Here is a 14,720-nt window from a genome sequence, read left to right as displayed (position 1 = left end):
CGCCGGGCAAGCGTCAGGATTTGAGGCCGACGCCGATAGTCGCACGCGGCTGTTCCATTTCGGTGCTCGCCACCGGATAGGCGCAGTAATCCGCCGCGTAGAACGCCGCCGGACGATGATTGCCCGAAAGGCCGATCCCGCCGAAGGGCGCAGCCGAGGAGGCCCCGTTGGTCGGCCGGTTCCAGTTGACGATACCGGCGCGGATTTCGCTCCAGAACTGCTCGAAATCGCTCGGGCTTCCTCCGATAAGCGAAGCGGACAGGCCGTAGCGGGTGTTGTTCGCCTCGGCGATAGCGGCATCGAGATCGGCCACACGGATCACTTGGAGCAGCGGGCCGAACAGCTCGATGTCGGGGCGTTCGGAAATATCCGTCGCATCGAGGATCGACGGCGACAGGAAGGGCAGGCTCTCATCCTTGCGCTTCATATGCACGATCGGCTTTCCGCCGCGCGACATCAGCGCGACGAAGCTTTCCGACAGCAGATCTGCGGTCTGGTTGTCGATCACACAGCCCATGAAGGGCTGGGGATCGGCGAAGGGCTCGTCCACGATCAGCCGCTCCGTCAGCGTCTTCACTTCGGCGACGACCTGATCGAACATCGAATCGACCACGATCAGGCGGCGCGCGGCGGTGCAGCGCTGGCCTGCAGTCGTGAATGCGGACTGGATGATCGTCGCAGCAGTGTCGGCCAGCTTGGGCGTGTCGGTGACGACGATCGGATTGTTGCCGCCCATCTCCAGCGCGACGATCTTGCCGGGGTTCGAGGCGAGCTTGCGATTGATCGCAATCCCCGCGCGCGCCGATCCGGTGAAGAGGACGCCGTCGACATCGGCATGCTCCACCAGCGCCTTGCCAGCATCCGGGCCGCCATGAATGCACTGCACCACGCCTTCGGCAATGCCGGCCTCGTGGAAGCAGCGGGTCAGGAATTCGCCGACGGCGGGCACTTTCTCGCTCGGCTTGAAGATCACGGCATTGCCCGCGATCAGCGCGGGGACGATATGGCCGTTCGGCAGATGCGCGGGGAAGTTGTACGGCCCGAGTACGACCATCAGGCCGTGCGGTTTATGGCGCAGCGCGGCGGTGCCCTGCAGCGCGCTGTCGAGCTTCTTCTGCCCGGTGCGTTCGGCATAGGCGGTAACGGAGATATCGACCTTGCCGATAACGGCCTGGACTTCCGTCCGGGCTTCCCACAGCGGCTTGCCGGTTTCGCGCGCAATCAGTTCGGCGAAGGGCTCGGCATGCTTGCGGACGGCATTGGCGAAACGGCGCAGCAGTTCGACGCGCTGGCCCAGCGGTGTCCGCGCCCAGTCGCGCATCGCCTCGCGCCCGCGGGCGATCGTCTGCTCGACATCGCCCGCCGTGCCGCGCCAGATTTCCGCGCCGGTGGCAGGCTCGGTAGAAACCAGTTCCATATCAGACAATCGAGACCTTCCCGCGACGTTCTTAGTTCGTGTGCGCGCCTATGAGATAGCTGCGTGAGTGCGTCAAACGCCAAATGTGAACAACATCAGGCGTGGCCCGCCGGGGTCGGGACCGGGCCGTGTGCCTCGCCCATGCGCCGCAGCGCTGCGACCTTGTCGGCCAGCGGTTGCCAGTCGTCTTTTTCTGCAATCGCCAACCAGATGCTTTCGACTTCGTCGATCAGCATGGATTGCGGTCCCTCGTCGCTCCAGTAGGGGTGATTACCCGGTAGAGCGCGGTAGTCTGCCATTGCGTCCGCCAGCGCACCTTTCGCCGCTCGCTTGCCCCGATGCCGGAAGAAGAACTCGTCCGGCGTAACCCCGCTTTCGCGCAAATACGCTTCGCTCGCCGCAACCAGCGCCGCATCGGCCTCCGCGCCGCGACTTTCGAGGCCGAGGCGCCAGCACCAGCGCCGCCCGATCGCTTCCATGTAGAGCGGTCCGAAGCGATCCATCGCGGCGATTAGCGGCGGTGCATCCGTCAGTAAGCGCAGGGCAATGGCGAACTGGCCGCAATTCCAGTGCAGCGCTTCCGGCTGGCGACCGAAAGCATAAAGCCCCTGGTGATCGAAATAGGCGGCGGTGAAGGCCGGGTCCCACTTTGGCAAAAATCGCCACGGGCCGTAATCGAAGCTCTCGCCCGAAATATTCATATTGTCGGTGTTGAGCACGCCGTGAACGAAGCCGGCAACCATCCAGCTTGCCGCTAGGTCCGCCAGCCGCTCGACCACGAAATGCATCAGCCGCACCGCAGGTTCGTCGCGTCCGGGTGCATCCTCCGGCGGCGGCGAGCCCGGAAACTGCTCGAGGCAGTAGTCGACCAGCTGTGCCATATGCTCGCGCTCCTCCAAAGCGAGCAGGCGCTGGAAGGTGCCAATGCGGATGTGCCCATGGCTCAGCCGCGTCATCACGGCAGAGCGCGTGGGGGAAGGCTCGTCGCCGCGCCACAGCGATTCGCCCGTCTCGACGACGCTGAAAGTCTTGGAGGTGTAGACGCCAAGCGCTTCCAGCATCTCTGTCGCGAGGATTTCGCGTACTGCGCCCTTCAGGGTCAGGCGCCCGTCACCGTCGCGGCTCCACGGCGTCTGGCCCGAACCCTTGGTGCCAAGGTCGAGCAGGCGGCCTGCGCCATCGCGCAGCTGAGCAAACAGGAAGCCGCGCCCGTCGCCGATCTCCGGATTGTAAACGCGGAACTGGTGGCCGTGATAGCGTAGCGCCAGCGGCTGGGGCAGATTGTCGGGCAGGGCCTTGAAGCGACCGAAATGGCGGAGCCAGTCCTCGTCCGAGAGATTGTCCAGCCCCACCGTGGCTGCATGGCGATCGTTGCGGAGACGCAATGTCGCCTCGGGGAAATCGCCCGACGCTATCGGATCGCCGATCCATTCGGCAAGGGCGACGATCGGCGTGTCGGGGTGATAGCTCGCAGGTTGCGGTTCTTCGCGCATGCGGCGATAGTGGGGACGAAGCCCGCCCGCAGCAAGGGCGACACCGAAATCGGCACGGGACACACTCCTTCGACCATGGACACGAGCTACACCGACCGCAGTTGGCAGAGCGCCGACGGCCTCACCCTGCATTTTCGCGACTATGGCGAGGCGAACGACCGGCCGCCGGTGATCTGCCTGCACGGCCTTACCCGCAACGCCCGCGATTTCGAGGATCTGGCCCCGCATATCGCCGCGCAGGGCTGGCGCGTGATCGTGCCCGACATGCGCGGGCGCGGCGATAGCGAATATGCCAGCGACACGGCGAGCTATGCCGTGCCGACCTATGTCGGAGATGTCCTCGCGCTGCTGGAGCAGGAGGGGATCGAGCGCTTCGTTTCGGTCGGCACCTCGATGGGCGGGCTAATCACGATGGTCCTCGCCACCATCCGGCTCGATGCGCTGGCAGGCATCGTCTTGAACGACATCGGGCCAGCGCTGGAACTGGCCGGACTTGACGCGATCAAGGGTTATGTCGGGCAGGGGCGCAGTTTCCCGACCTGGATGCATGCCGCCCGCGCGCTGGAAGAGGTGCAGGGCGCGAACTTCCCGCGTTTCGAGATGCAGGACTGGATCCGCATGGCCAAGCGCGGGATGACGCTGGCCAGCAGCGGGCGCATCGTGTTCGATTACGACATGAAGATCGCCGAGCCGATCCTTGCGGCGGACGAAGCCGCCGTTCCGCCCGATTTGTGGCCTGCTTTCGAGGCGCTCGGCGGACGTCCTGTGCTGCTGCTGCGCGGCGAAGTATCGCCCCTCCTGTCGAAGGAAAGCTTCGCCGAAATGCAGCAGCGGCTTCCCGAGGCCACTGCCGTCACCATTCCGCAGATCGGCCACGCGCCGACATTGGACGAGACAGAGGCACGCGCGGCCATCGACGCACTACTCGGGCGCGTGACATGAGCGCTGGTCGCCCGCACATCCTGCACCTGCATTCCACCTTCGCCGCCGGGGGCAAGGAACGGCGTAGCGTGCAACTGATCAACGCCTTCGGTGCGAAGGCGAGGCACACCATTGTCTCGGCAGAGTCCGACCGGCTGGGCGCCGCCGAAGGCATCGCGAAAAGCATTGACGTGATGGTGCAGCCCGAATTCCCCAGCCTGAAGGGCGTGCCGTTCCCCGGTCGCCTGCAGCGGCTCGCGAAGGCGATGAAGCCGTTCGATCTCATCCTCACCTACAATTGGGGCGCGATGGATGCGGTGATGGCGCATACGCTGTTCAAGGACGTCCACGGCCTTCCGCCGCTCATCCATCACGAAGACGGATTCGACGAAAGCGAGCTGCACCGCCCGAAGAAACGCCGGACGTGGTACCGGCGGATCGCGCTAGGGCGGTCTTCCGGACTCGTCGTCCCGTCCGAACGGCTCGAGGAGATCGCGCTGGTCGACTGGCAGCAGCCGCTCGGCCGGGTCAAGCGCATTCCCAACGGGATCGACACCAAGGCCTTCGCCATGCGGCCGAAGAAAGATGCGCTTCGGCTGATCAAGCGCCCGGGCGAGTACTGGGTCGGCACGCTCGCAGGCCTGCGTACGATCAAGAACCTGCCCAGGCTGGTTCGCGCCTTCGCGCCGCTGCCGGAAAACTGGCAACTCGTCATCGTCGGCGAGGGCGAAGCGCGCGACGCGATCCTTGCCGAAGTCGATCGCCTGAAGATCAACCACCGCGTCCACCTGCCGGGAGCAGTGACCGATCCGGCGCGGGTCATCGGCCTGTTCGATATCTTCGCGCTGTCGAGCGATTCCGAGCAGTTTCCGCTCTCGGTCGTCGAGGCCATGGCCGCGGGCCTGCCGATCGCCGCCCCGGCCGTGGGTGATATCGCCGGGATGGTGGCCGAGGCCAACGAACCCTACATCACCTCACCCGGCAGCGAGGGCGGCCTTCAGGATGTGCTGGCCGATCTGGCGCAGTCGAAGGACCTGCGCCGCCAGATCGGCGAGGCCAATCGCGCGAAGGCCGTGGCCGAGTTCGACGAGGCGAAAATGGTGGCGACCTACCGCCGCCTCTATTCCAGCGCGATGGGGCGGGAGCTGTAACCGAACGGGCTTCCGCTTTCATCGTCCGTTCACCCGGACGGGGACAGGCTTCGACGACCATTGCCCTTGGCGGGCGCACTGCCTAAAGACGCGCAAACATTTTTCGACGAGACAAAGCGGAGCCCGCCACACGTGGCCCTCACACCCAAGAAAGAACTCAGCCGCGAGGAAAAGCTCGCGAAACGCGACGCCGCCGAGCAGGAAGCCCTGCTGCGGGAGGTCGATGACGCGGTGCGCCAAGGCGATACCGAGGAATTCTTCACGAAATACGGCAAGCCCTTGCTGGCCGTGCTCATCCTCGGCTTGGTCGGTTTCGGCGGCTATTTGTTCTGGGACAGCCGCCAGGAACAGGCGATGGAAGCCGATTCCGAAGTCCTCGTCGGCGCGCTCGACCAGGTCGAAGCGGGCAATCTGCAGACCGGATACGACCAGCTCGAAGCGCTGGCGGGAGAAGACCGGGGCGGGGCATCCGCCGTTGCAGGGCTGATGCGTGCCGGGATCGCTGCCGAGCAAGACAGGCCCGATGAAGCCGCGCGCCTCTTCGCCGCCGTCGCCGCGAATGAAAGAGCGCCGCAGGCGCTGCGCGACCTCGCGAAGCTGCGCGAAATCGCCACGCGGTACGACAGCCTGTCGAGCGGCGAGGTGATTACCCAGCTCAAGCCGCTCGCCGTGCCCGGCAATCCCTTCTTCGCCAGCGCCGGCGAACTCGTCGCCCATGCCTACATGGACCAGGGCAAGAATGCCGAGGCGGGCGCGCTGTTCGCGCAGATCGCTAAGGCAGACGATGCGCCCGAAGGACTACGCTCGCGCGCACGGCAGATGGCCGGCGTGCTCGGCGTCGATGCGATCGAAGACGTGGACGCTCTGCTCGAAGAACAGGGTGTGGACACTCAGGCCGCGGATGGCGAAGCCGCCGCGCAAATCCAGTAAGGAGCCCGTTCGGGCCGGAATGAAAGAACCGACTATGGATCGTAAGGGCCGGAAGCCTTCGAAAGCTACCTCACGCAGCGGTTTGGCACGCGGCGTTCTGGCCGCAGCGCTGGTCGCCAGCCTCGGCGCCTGCAGCGGCGGCCTGTTCGGCGGCGGCGACAAGAAGGCTACGCCGACGATCGGCAATCGCGAACCCATCCTCTCGCGCATCGAAGCCGGTGCCGAAGTCGATCCTGCGCTGGCCGGTGTTGCGGTGGTTCTCCCTCCCGCGCAGGCGAATGACAGCTGGGCGCAGGCCGGCGGCACGGCCAGCAAGTCCTATGGACATCTCGCGCTCTCCGCCACGCCGACGCGGGCGTTTACCGCCGAAGTCGCGGGCGGCTCCAACCGCGAGCGTCTGGGTGCTGCGCCGGTCGTGGGCGGCGGCATGCTGTTTGCGGTCGGCAGTGACGGCGAACTCGATGCTTTCGACGCGCAGACCGGTGCCAAGCGCTGGGCATTTGCCCCCAACTTGACTGGTGACACGCGCGCTTCCGCGTTTGGCGGCGGCGCGAGCTATGCCGATGGCAAGGTCTACATGACCACCGGTGCGGGCGACGTGATCGCCCTCGATGCCAACACCGGCGCGCAGCTGTGGCAGGTAAAGCCCGCCGGACCGCTGCGCGGTTCGCCCACGATCGCCTTCGGTTCCTTGTTCGTCATGACGCAGGACAACCAGATTTATGCGCTCGACCTGACCGACGGCGCGGTCCAGTGGCAGCAATCCGGTTCGGCCACGCAGGCCGGCGTCTTCGGCGTGGCGGCGCCTGCTGCAGGGCAAGGTACGGTTATCGCCGGCTACAGTTCGGGCGAGCTCATTGCGCACCGTTACGAAAACGGTCGCACGCTGTGGGCCGATGCGCTGGCGCGCACCTCGATCTCGACCTCGGTCAGTTCGCTGACCGATATCGATGCCGATCCGATCATCGACAACGGCCGCGTCTATGCGCTGGGCCAGGGCGGTCGCATGGCGGCTTACGAGCTGGTCACCGGGCAGCGCATCTGGGAACTCAGCCTCGCAGGGATTTCCACGCCAGCCATCGCCGGCGAGTGGATCTTCACCCTGACCGACGATGCCCGCCTGCTGGCTATCGCGCGCAGCACCGGCAAAGTCCGCTGGATCACCCAGCTGGCGCAGTATCGCGACCAGGAAGACAAGAAAGGCCCGATCTTCTGGACCGGACCGGTGCTTGCCGGAAACAACCTCTGGGTCGCCAGCAGCGAAGGCGAGATCTATCGCGTGAGCACCGGCGAAGGATCCGCGAGCCTGTTCTACGACCTCGACGAGCCGGTCAGCCTGGCTCCGGTCGTGGCTAACAACACGCTCTACGTCCTCGACGACAGCGGCACGGTTACCGCCTTCCACTAGGCTTTGCGCTATTCTCCGCCGAGTGTTAACCATTCGGGTGTAGGACGGCGGGGAAATGGAGACGCGTGAATCGATCCCGATGACGCGGCCGGAGAGCGATGTTTCTGCGGCTGTCGGGCTGGTCGGCCTGGCCGGGCTGTTCGCCTGGGTCCTGTTCGCGCGCGCCTATCCCGCGATAGCTACCGGCCTCGACCTGCCCGGTCCGCGCGAGGTCATGTCCGGTCCGCACGCGGCATTGGTCGGTCTGCTCGCCGCGGCGCTGCCGATGGCGCTTTGGTCGGTCTTGGTGGAGAAGGTGCATCGTCGCCCCAGTACCGGGCTCGACTGGTCGCTCGGTCGCACGCGCCAGCCGGATCGTGCGGACACGCTGATCAAGCTCATCGGCCTGTGGGCGACCTGGGCGATCATCGCCGCGCTCTACTGCCTGTGCCGCTGGTACTGGAGCGGGAATTACCTCTTCTCGATGCGGGTGCTGGGTTATGCAGCAATTCCGCTCATGGTGCTGTCGGTCCCCTATGTGTTCTGGATCGACCGCTACACGGTGAATCCGCGCGACCATGCCTGGCACTTCGGGGCACTGCTCGTTCGCAAGACCGGGTGGCAGGTTGATGAAGTCAAGGCGCATTGGCGCAGCTGGATCATCAAGGCCTTCTTCACCGCCTTCATGATCTCGATCATTCCCTTCGCCTTCCGCAATGTGGTGGAAGCCGATTTCGGTCTGCTGGCCCAGCGGCCGGAGCAACTTGCGCTGATGACGATCGAGGCCATGTTCATGATCGACGTGATGATCGGAACGGTCGGCTATATCGTCACCATGCGCCCGCTCGATGCGCATATTCGCAGCGGCAATCCCCTCCTCGCCGGTTGGGTCGCGGCGCTGATCTGCTACCCGCCGATCGTCTGGGGCATTCTGGGCGAGGGCAAGGCAATCAATTACGAGCTCGGCACGCCGGGATGGATATTCTGGCTGGAAGGCAACGATCTCGCGCTGGCGGTGTGGGGCGCGCTGCTGGTAGTGCTGACCGGGTTCTATGCTTGGGCGACCTTCGCCTTCGGCCTGCGCTTTTCGAACCTCACCTATCGCGGCGTGCTGACGAACGGGCCTTACCGCTTCACGCGGCATCCGGCCTATGTGTCGAAGAACCTGTTCTGGTGGTGCGCGACGCTGCCCTTCTTGGTGCAGGACGGATCTTGGGTGGAAACCATCCGCAACTGCTTTTTCCTGCTGGTGGTCAACGCGATCTATTTCTGGCGCGCCAAGACCGAGGAAGCGCATCTGTTGCGCGAGGATGCGAAATATCGCGAGTATCATGCCTATATGGCGCAGCACGGCCTGCTGACCGCGCCGCTTGAGCGCCTGCAACGTCGAGTCTGGAAGCCGCGCGCGGCCTTGGCACCGCAGCCCGCGGAGTAATCAGCCGAGCGGATTGCCCTCGTCCGTCTCGTAAATGCGGATATCGCGCGAAGCGGGCGGATTGTCCGCCATTACCTTCTGGAATTCCGCCATATGCGCGGATGTGCCATGCGCATCCAGCGCCGCCTGGTCGCGCCAGCGCTCGAACAGGACCAGCGTATCGGGGTCGGCCAGATCGGTGGCGAAGGCATAGTCCAGACAGCCGTCTTCCGCGCGGCTGGCGCGGACCATTTCGACAATCGCCTTGCGCGTTGCTGCATCGATCGTGCGCCCCAGTTTGATGGTACCATTGATCTGGATCATCGGTCTTTCCCTTCGCTCAGAAACTGTATTTGTAGACGCGCTTGATATCGCCGCCCCATTCGCCGTGATAGCGATCGAGCAGGACCTGCGCAGGCACTTTCCCGCTGGCGACGATTTCGTCGAGCGTTTCCAGAAACCCGGTTTCATTGTCGCCCGACGAATTGAGGCGCGCGCGGGAGGCGAGGCCGGCACGAGCGATGGCGAGCACCTCTTTCGCAAGATCGCGCAATGTGCCGCCGCCCGGGATCGGTGCGGCGAGGGCCTGCTTCGGCACGGCATTGCGAAGCGCCTCGCGCTCTTCCATCGTCCAGTGCTTGACCAGATCCCATGCGGCATCGAGCGCGCCCTGATCGTAGAGCAGGCCGACCCAAAAGGCGGGCAGGGCGCAAATCCGGCTCCACGGGCCCCCGTCGGCGCCGCGCATTTCGAGAAAGCTTTTCAAGCGCACTTCGGGGAAAGCGGTGGAGAGGTGGTCCCACCAGTCGCTCTCGGTCGGTTTCTCGCCGGGCAGGACTTCGAGTTCGCCCTTAAGGAAATCGCGGAAGCTATGACCCGCAGCGTCTATGTATTTCCCGTCGCGGAAGACGAAATACATCGGCACATCGAGCATGTAATCGACCCAACGCTCGTAGCCGAAGCCGTCCTCGAACACGAAAGGCAGCATGCCGGTGCGGTGCGGGTCGGTGTCGCTCCAGATGTGGCTACGGTAGGAAAGGTAACCGTTCGGTTTCCCTTCGGTGAAAGGCGAATTGGCGAAGAGCGCGGTGGCGAGCGGCTGGAGCGCGAGCCCGGTGCGGAATTTCTGCGCCATGTCCGCCTCGCCCGAATAGTCGAGGTTCACCTGGATCGTGCAGGTGCGCAGCATCATGTCGAGGCCCAGCGTGCCGACGCGCGGCATATGCCGCCTCATGATTTCGTAGCGGCCCTTGGGCATCATCGGCAGCTCGTCACGAGTCTTGTCGGGCCACATGCCAAGACCGAGGAACCCGACGCCACAATCCTCGCCGACGCGCTTCACCTGATCGAGGTGCCGCCCGGTTTCCGCGCAGGTCTGATGCAGGTTCTCAAGCGGTGCGCCCGACAGTTCGAGCTGGCCGGCAGGCTCGAGGCTTACGGTGCCATCCTCGCCGCGCATCGCGATGACCTTCCCGCCTTCCTCGACCGGCTCCCAGCCGAACTGGCGCAGGCTCATCAATATGTCGCGAATACCGCCTTTCTCGTGATAGGACGGCGCCCGAAAATCGCTGCGGTGGAAGACGAGTTTTTCGTGCTCCGTCCCGATGCGCCACTGGTCCTTGGGCTTTTCCCCGCGCTGCATCGGGGCGACCAGCTGGTCGCGGGATTCGATGACGGGATCGGCGTTGCCGGAGGTCTCGCGCGTGCTCATGGTCGGTGGCGTTAGAAAACCGAACCTTCCGAGGAAAGCCTTTTATTCTTCGTCCAGCCAGTCGCCCGCTTCCGCCATCCACACGGCGGTCCCGGCGATGGCCGCCGTCTCGCCGCGCAGGATCCGCGGGCCGAGGCTGATCGCGACGGAGGCGGGATGCGCGCGGATCGCGGCCCGTTCGGCATCGTCGAAGCCGCCTTCGGGGCCGACGAGCAGCGCGGCCGGTCCCTCGCCATAGCAAAAGGCGTCGGCGGCCGGTTCGCCGCCATCCTCGTCAGCAAAGAACAGGTGGCGGTCCTGCGGCCAGTCGCGCAGCAAGGCGTCGAGTTTTGCGACCGGTGCGATCTCGGGCAGGGCGGTGCGCGCGCATTGCTCGGCCGCCTCGGTCACGATCGTGTCGGCGCGTTCGGTGTTGAGCTTGTCCGCCACGCAGCGCCGGGTGACGACAGGGGCGATGCGCGCGACGCCGAGCTCGGTCGCTTTCTCGAGCACGAGATCGAAGCGGTCTTTCTTGAGCAGCGCGGGGCAGAGCCAGAAATCCGGCACCGGCTCGCGCGGGCGCAGGTGCTGCCCGACTTCGAGCTCGACGCGGCGCTTGTCGACCTGCACGACCCGCGTGGCCCATTCTCCGGTGAGATCGTCGCACAGGATCACCGTGTCGCCTTCGCCAACGCGCATGACCCGGGCGAGGTAATTCGCCTGATTACCTTCGACGGCGACGGTCCGGCCGGAGCCGAGTTCGTCTTCGACGAACAGGCGCGGTGCACTCTTGGGCGGCCATGCGGGTGTGGCGGGCATGGCTTTGCAGGTGGCACGTCGGAGGTTAGGGAGCAAGCGATGAGCGAAACCGCCAATCCCGACGTCGTCCCCGACAGTGAACATAAAGGCCTTGTCGCGCGGCTGCCGCAATTGCCGCGCGATCTTGGGATGCTGGCGCGGTTCGACCGGCCGATCGGCTGGTGGCTGCTGTTCTGGCCCTGCGCCTGGGGCGTATGGCTGGCGGGTGCAGGCTGGCAGGTCGCACTGCTCGGCTGGCTGTTGCTTGGCAGTATCGCGATGCGCGGGGCTGGCTGCGTCTATAACGATATCGTCGATGCAAGGCTCGACCGGAAGGTGGCCCGCACCGCCAGCCGTCCGGTCGCCAGCGGACGTGTTTCGAAGAAGTTAGCTTGGGGTTGGTTGCTGGGCCTGTGCCTGATCGGCCTGCTTGTGCTCGTCCAGCTGCGCCCGCTCGCGCAAGGTGTGGCGCTGGCGAGCATCGCTCTTGTCGCTGCCTACCCCTTCATGAAACGCATCACCTGGTGGCCGCAGGCCTGGCTCGGCATGGTGTTCACCTGGGGGCTGCTGGTCGGTTGGACGCAGCTTCGCGCCGATAATTGGGACGCGCTGGCCGCCATGTACGCAGGCGCGGCGCTGTGGGTCATCGGCTACGACACGATCTACGCGCTGCAAGACCGCGAGGACGACGCACTGGTCGGCATCCGCTCCAGCGCGCTGCGCCTCGGCGGCCATGTGACCGGCGGGGTGGCGCTGTTCTATGCAGGTGCCGTAATGCTCTGGGCGCTCGCTTTCTGGCTCTACCGTGCGGACTGGATCGCGCTGCTCGCGCTGGTCCCGGCCGCGGCACATCTCGTGTGGCAGGTCGCGACGCTAGATGCCGACGATCCCGCCAACCCGCTCGACCGCTTCCGCTCGAATCGCTGGACCGGCGCGCTGGTCGCCGCCGCGTGCTTCGTTGTGGGGAACGCCTGATGTGCAATCTCTACCGCATGACCAAGACCACCGATGAGGTCGCCAAATGGTTCGACGCGGTGAATGCGCTCGGCGGGGCGAACTTCGCCGAGGAAGTCTTTCCCGGCTATCCCGGCGCCGTTGTCGCCGAAGGCCAGCTTCAGCAGATGACCTGGGGCTTCCCGCTGGTGATGAAGGGCAAAAGCGGCCAGCCGCTGAAGCCGAAGCCGGTCAACAATGCGCGCACCGACAAGCTCGATAGCTTCTTCTGGCGCTACAGTTTCGAAGAGCGCCGCTGCATAATCCCGGTGACGGCCTGGGCGGAGGCCGAAGGGCCCAAGGGCGGCAAGACACGCAGCTGGATGTCGCGGCCCGATGCGGAGCTTTTCGCTGTTGCCGGTGTGTGGCGCGATTCGGATGAATGGGGTCGCTGCTATTCGATGGTGATGACAGATGCGGGTGGGCTGGCGGCAGAGGTCCATTCGCGCATGCCGGTGCTACTGGCGGATGCTGACATCGGCGTCTGGACCGGCGGCTCACCCGACGATGCGCGGGCGCTGTGCAAGCCGTGGCAGGGCGAGCTCACCCTCGATCGCACGGGCGTGCCGTGGTCCGGTCGTGGACAAGTCTCGCTCCTCTGACCCCGCAAGCTTGAGCGACTCGGCGCGGTTTGCCTAGCCTTGCTGCATGACGGACACCTTCGTCGCCCTTTCCGATCCCACGCGCCGGCTCCTGCTGGACCGGCTGAGCGAGCAGGGCGGGCTTACGCTCTCCGATCTCAGCGCGGAGCTGCCGATGACGCGGCAGGCGGTGGCCAAGCATCTTGCGGTGCTGGAGGCGGCGGAACTGGTCGCGAGCGAGCGCGACGGGCGGTGCAAGCGGCACTACCTCAACCCGATGCCACTGGCGAAGATGGCGCGGCGCTGGCTCGGGCGGTTCGAGGACGTGCCGATGACCGCGCTGGCCGGTTATCACGGTTCCGACCGGCATCCGGGTCTTGCGCCCCGGATGTAACCGGTCGCGGCGTTTGGCGACGGTGAGCGAACAGTAGCTCGCGCGGCATGATCTCATTCATAGCTGACCACCTCGAACTCGATTCCGTCCCAGTCGAAGAAATAGAAGCTGCGCGGGCCGGGCTCGTAATTGCCGTGATTGAACGTTTCGAGGCCGTGTTCGACCACGACCGCTTCGGCGGCTCCGAGATCGTCGACGGCGATACCGATGTGGTTCATCGGCACGCTCTTGGCGAAATCACCGGAGATCCGCAGGCTGGTGTGGATGGCGACATAGGCATGGTCGTCGCCGAGATGGATCGAGCGCCCGTTGTCCAGCGAAGGGCCTTCCCAGCGGCGGTGCCAGCCGGTCAGCTGTTCAAGCAGCCTGGCGCTCCGCTCCCCGTCGGTGACCGAGAAATTGACGTGTTCCAGTCGTGCATTAGCCATGGATAATCTCCTGTTCGAATGGCGATGCACGCATTGATGCAACCTCAAGCTAAGTTGAGGTCAAGGTTTAATTGCGCTATCAGTCTGATCGATGAAAGCGAACGACCTGCTCAGCATCGGCGAACTCGCCCGCCGCACCGGCTTCAGCGTGTCGGCGATCCGGTTCTACGAGGACAAGGGGCTGGTCGAGCCAATGCGCACCGGCGGCAACCAGCGCCGCTTCCTGCGCAGCGACATTCGCCGGCTCAGCTTCATCCTGATTGCGCAGAATCTCGGCCTGTCGCTGGCGGAGATCGAGGAGGCGATGAAGGGCCTGCCGCATGGCCGCACGCCCAACGCGGCCGACTGGAAACGCATCAGCACCGTCATCCGCCAGCGCATCGATGCGCAGATCGCGCGGCTGGAAAAGGTGCGCGAGGACCTTCACGGCTGCATCGGCTGCGGCTGCCTGAGCCTCAAAAAATGCGCGCTCTACAATGCGAACGACAAATGGGGCGAGAGCGGGAAGGGTCCGCGGGTATTGCGTTAGAACGCGAGGTTTGTGCGGACACCGATCATGTCGATGCCGGGATTCTGCTGGGAATTGAACAATCGGGCATTGCTGATGTGCACCCAGCTCGCCTCTACCGAGACGCGCTCCGATACCGGCAGGCCGATCGCGATCTCAGGCTCGAACAGCACGCGGCTGCCAAGATCGGTGCGGATGCGGGTGTCGGGGTCGAGCCTGAACGCAGGCGCGTCGTGCAGGGCGAGGCCGACACCGGGGCGAAGGTAGACCGGACCCAGATCGATCTTCCAGCTGACGCCCGCCGCCACGAAGTTCGTGTCCCCGGTCGTATTGACCGACCCGAAGGCATAGAGCGACGGTTGGCCTACGAAGGACAGCGCCTCGATCGGTTCGCTGCGAACGCCGGCCTGAAGATCGACGCCCTCCTCGTTCGTCTCGAAGGTGAAGGGCGTATCGACACCATGCGCCAGGACGCCGCCATAGACTTCTCCCGCGTGGGCCGATGTCGCGGCGGTCGAGACGAGGCAGGCGCCGAAGATAGGAAAAAGGCGTTTCATTCGAAGGCTTTCGCTGGAGTGAAAGCCTTGCTTAATCACACTATCCTTGCTGCAGCCT

The 14,720-nt window shown here is 65.1% G+C and carries 16 protein-coding genes; 9 read left to right on the top strand and 7 right to left on the bottom strand.

Annotated features, from left to right (window positions below):
- Nucleotides 1-13 precede the first annotated feature (13 nt).
- Complete coding sequence (gene astD / locus ACSH0F_RS10285; RefSeq protein ID WP_435203161.1) at nucleotides 14-1,417, bottom strand: succinylglutamate-semialdehyde dehydrogenase; 1,404 nt, start codon at nucleotides 1,415-1,417, stop codon at nucleotides 14-16.
- 95 nt (nucleotides 1,418-1,512) lie between these two features.
- Nucleotides 1,513-2,910: a protein adenylyltransferase SelO family protein gene (locus tag ACSH0F_RS10280; RefSeq protein WP_435202454.1), complete on the bottom strand. Its 1,398-nt coding sequence runs from the start codon at nucleotides 2,908-2,910 to the stop codon at nucleotides 1,513-1,515.
- 75 nt (nucleotides 2,911-2,985) lie between these two features.
- On the opposite strand from ACSH0F_RS10280, the gene ACSH0F_RS10275 reads away from it, so the two are divergent.
- The 5 genes from ACSH0F_RS10275 to ACSH0F_RS10255 all read left to right on the top strand — a co-directional run bounded on the left by ACSH0F_RS10275 (nucleotide 2,986) and on the right by ACSH0F_RS10255 (nucleotide 8,734).
- On the top strand, nucleotides 2,986-3,852 hold the full coding sequence (locus ACSH0F_RS10275; protein ID WP_435203159.1) for an alpha/beta fold hydrolase: 867 nt from the start codon (nucleotides 2,986-2,988) through the stop codon (nucleotides 3,850-3,852).
- The gene (locus ACSH0F_RS10270; protein ID WP_435202452.1) at nucleotides 3,849-4,982 is read left to right on the top strand and encodes a glycosyltransferase family 4 protein; all 1,134 of its coding nucleotides are present in this window, start codon (nucleotides 3,849-3,851) and stop codon (nucleotides 4,980-4,982) included. Before ACSH0F_RS10275 ends, ACSH0F_RS10270 begins: the two co-directional genes overlap by 4 nt.
- 132 nt (nucleotides 4,983-5,114) lie before the next feature.
- Nucleotides 5,115-5,912, top strand: a complete 798-nt coding sequence (locus ACSH0F_RS10265; protein ID WP_435202450.1) for a tetratricopeptide repeat protein — start codon at nucleotides 5,115-5,117, stop codon at nucleotides 5,910-5,912.
- A gap of 34 nt (nucleotides 5,913-5,946) precedes the next feature.
- Nucleotides 5,947-7,320 carry a PQQ-binding-like beta-propeller repeat protein gene (locus tag ACSH0F_RS10260; RefSeq protein WP_435203157.1) on the top strand — a complete coding sequence of 458 codons (1,374 nt, stop codon included), beginning with the start codon at nucleotides 5,947-5,949 and terminating at the stop codon, nucleotides 7,318-7,320.
- Nucleotides 7,321-7,375: 55 nt separating this feature from the next.
- The gene (locus ACSH0F_RS10255) at nucleotides 7,376-8,734 is read left to right on the top strand and encodes a methyltransferase family protein (protein ID WP_435202448.1); all 1,359 of its coding nucleotides are present in this window, start codon (nucleotides 7,376-7,378) and stop codon (nucleotides 8,732-8,734) included.
- On the opposite strand, the gene ACSH0F_RS10250 is transcribed toward ACSH0F_RS10255, so the two are convergent.
- The 3 genes from ACSH0F_RS10250 to ACSH0F_RS10240 are packed head-to-tail and all read right to left on the bottom strand — an operon-like array spanning nucleotide 8,735 to nucleotide 11,222.
- A complete protein-coding gene (locus tag ACSH0F_RS10250) occupies nucleotides 8,735-9,037 on the bottom strand; it encodes a putative quinol monooxygenase (RefSeq protein ID WP_305932154.1) in 303 nt (100 codons plus the stop codon).
- A 16-nt stretch (nucleotides 9,038-9,053) separates the two neighbouring features.
- On the bottom strand, nucleotides 9,054-10,424 hold the full coding sequence (locus ACSH0F_RS10245; RefSeq protein WP_435202445.1) for a glutamate--cysteine ligase: 1,371 nt from the start codon (nucleotides 10,422-10,424) through the stop codon (nucleotides 9,054-9,056).
- A 42-nt stretch (nucleotides 10,425-10,466) separates the two neighbouring features.
- Nucleotides 10,467-11,222: a 16S rRNA (uracil(1498)-N(3))-methyltransferase gene (locus ACSH0F_RS10240; protein WP_435202443.1), complete on the bottom strand. Its 756-nt coding sequence runs from the start codon at nucleotides 11,220-11,222 to the stop codon at nucleotides 10,467-10,469.
- A gap of 39 nt (nucleotides 11,223-11,261) precedes the next feature.
- Between ACSH0F_RS10240 and ubiA the strand changes: the two genes are divergently transcribed.
- The 3 genes from ubiA to ACSH0F_RS10225 are packed head-to-tail and all read left to right on the top strand — an operon-like array spanning nucleotide 11,262 to nucleotide 13,169.
- The gene (gene ubiA / locus ACSH0F_RS10235; RefSeq protein WP_435202441.1) at nucleotides 11,262-12,176 is read left to right on the top strand and encodes a 4-hydroxybenzoate octaprenyltransferase; all 915 of its coding nucleotides are present in this window, start codon (nucleotides 11,262-11,264) and stop codon (nucleotides 12,174-12,176) included.
- Nucleotides 12,176-12,796, top strand: coding sequence for an SOS response-associated peptidase (locus ACSH0F_RS10230; protein ID WP_435202439.1), 621 nt, complete (start codon nucleotides 12,176-12,178; stop codon nucleotides 12,794-12,796). Before ubiA ends, ACSH0F_RS10230 begins: the two co-directional genes overlap by 1 nt.
- Nucleotides 12,797-12,842: 46 nt before the next feature.
- Nucleotides 12,843-13,169 (top strand): ArsR/SmtB family transcription factor, encoded by a 327-nt coding sequence (locus tag ACSH0F_RS10225; RefSeq protein WP_278327183.1) that lies wholly within the window; start codon nucleotides 12,843-12,845, stop codon nucleotides 13,167-13,169.
- A gap of 53 nt (nucleotides 13,170-13,222) precedes the next feature.
- Here ACSH0F_RS10225 and ACSH0F_RS10220 read toward each other — a convergent pair whose 3' ends face one another.
- Nucleotides 13,223-13,597 carry a VOC family protein gene (locus ACSH0F_RS10220; RefSeq protein ID WP_435202436.1) on the bottom strand — a complete coding sequence of 125 codons (375 nt, stop codon included), beginning with the start codon at nucleotides 13,595-13,597 and terminating at the stop codon, nucleotides 13,223-13,225.
- 91 nt (nucleotides 13,598-13,688) lie between these two features.
- Between ACSH0F_RS10220 and soxR the strand changes: the two genes are divergently transcribed.
- Complete coding sequence (gene soxR, locus ACSH0F_RS10215) at nucleotides 13,689-14,126, top strand: redox-sensitive transcriptional activator SoxR (protein WP_435202434.1); 438 nt, start codon at nucleotides 13,689-13,691, stop codon at nucleotides 14,124-14,126.
- Here the strand turns inward: soxR and ACSH0F_RS10210 are convergent.
- Nucleotides 14,123-14,662: an acyloxyacyl hydrolase gene (locus ACSH0F_RS10210; RefSeq protein ID WP_435202432.1), complete on the bottom strand. Its 540-nt coding sequence runs from the start codon at nucleotides 14,660-14,662 to the stop codon at nucleotides 14,123-14,125. The genes soxR and ACSH0F_RS10210 overlap by 4 nt on opposite strands.
- Nucleotides 14,663-14,720: the final 58 nt, after the last annotated feature.

Origin of the sequence: Qipengyuania sp. 902, from assembly GCF_051195295.1 — a bacterium.
Classification (GTDB): Bacteria; Pseudomonadota; Alphaproteobacteria; order Sphingomonadales; family Sphingomonadaceae; genus Qipengyuania.
The sequence above is the reverse complement of the archived record's forward strand: the minus strand, read 5'-3'. Positions and strand labels throughout refer to the sequence as shown.

Excerpts from the sequence above, each read along its gene's own strand:
- astD (WP_435203161.1), bottom strand. The coding sequence starts at position 1,417 with ATGGAACTGGTTTCTACCGAGCCTGCCACCGGCGCGGAAATCTGGCGC.
- ACSH0F_RS10250 (WP_305932154.1), bottom strand. The coding sequence starts at position 9,037 with ATGATCCAGATCAATGGTACCATCAAACTGGGGCGCACGATCGATGCA.
- ACSH0F_RS10275 (WP_435203159.1), top strand. The coding sequence starts at position 2,986 with ATGGACACGAGCTACACCGACCGCAGTTGGCAGAGCGCCGACGGCCTC.
- ACSH0F_RS10220 (WP_435202436.1), bottom strand. The coding sequence starts at position 13,597 with ATGGCTAATGCACGACTGGAACACGTCAATTTCTCGGTCACCGACGGG.
- ACSH0F_RS10270 (WP_435202452.1), top strand. The coding sequence starts at position 3,849 with ATGAGCGCTGGTCGCCCGCACATCCTGCACCTGCATTCCACCTTCGCC.
- ACSH0F_RS10230 (WP_435202439.1), top strand. The coding sequence starts at position 12,176 with ATGTGCAATCTCTACCGCATGACCAAGACCACCGATGAGGTCGCCAAA.
- soxR (WP_435202434.1), top strand. The coding sequence starts at position 13,689 with ATGAAAGCGAACGACCTGCTCAGCATCGGCGAACTCGCCCGCCGCACC.
- ACSH0F_RS10280 (WP_435202454.1), bottom strand. The coding sequence starts at position 2,910 with ATGCGCGAAGAACCGCAACCTGCGAGCTATCACCCCGACACGCCGATC.
- ACSH0F_RS10260 (WP_435203157.1), top strand. The coding sequence starts at position 5,947 with ATGGATCGTAAGGGCCGGAAGCCTTCGAAAGCTACCTCACGCAGCGGT.
- ACSH0F_RS10210 (WP_435202432.1), bottom strand. The coding sequence starts at position 14,662 with ATGAAACGCCTTTTTCCTATCTTCGGCGCCTGCCTCGTCTCGACCGCC.
- ACSH0F_RS10225 (WP_278327183.1), top strand. The coding sequence starts at position 12,843 with ATGACGGACACCTTCGTCGCCCTTTCCGATCCCACGCGCCGGCTCCTG.
- ACSH0F_RS10240 (WP_435202443.1), bottom strand. The coding sequence starts at position 11,222 with ATGCCCGCCACACCCGCATGGCCGCCCAAGAGTGCACCGCGCCTGTTC.
- ACSH0F_RS10245 (WP_435202445.1), bottom strand. The coding sequence starts at position 10,424 with ATGAGCACGCGCGAGACCTCCGGCAACGCCGATCCCGTCATCGAATCC.
- ubiA (WP_435202441.1), top strand. The coding sequence starts at position 11,262 with ATGAGCGAAACCGCCAATCCCGACGTCGTCCCCGACAGTGAACATAAA.
- ACSH0F_RS10255 (WP_435202448.1), top strand. The coding sequence starts at position 7,376 with ATGGAGACGCGTGAATCGATCCCGATGACGCGGCCGGAGAGCGATGTT.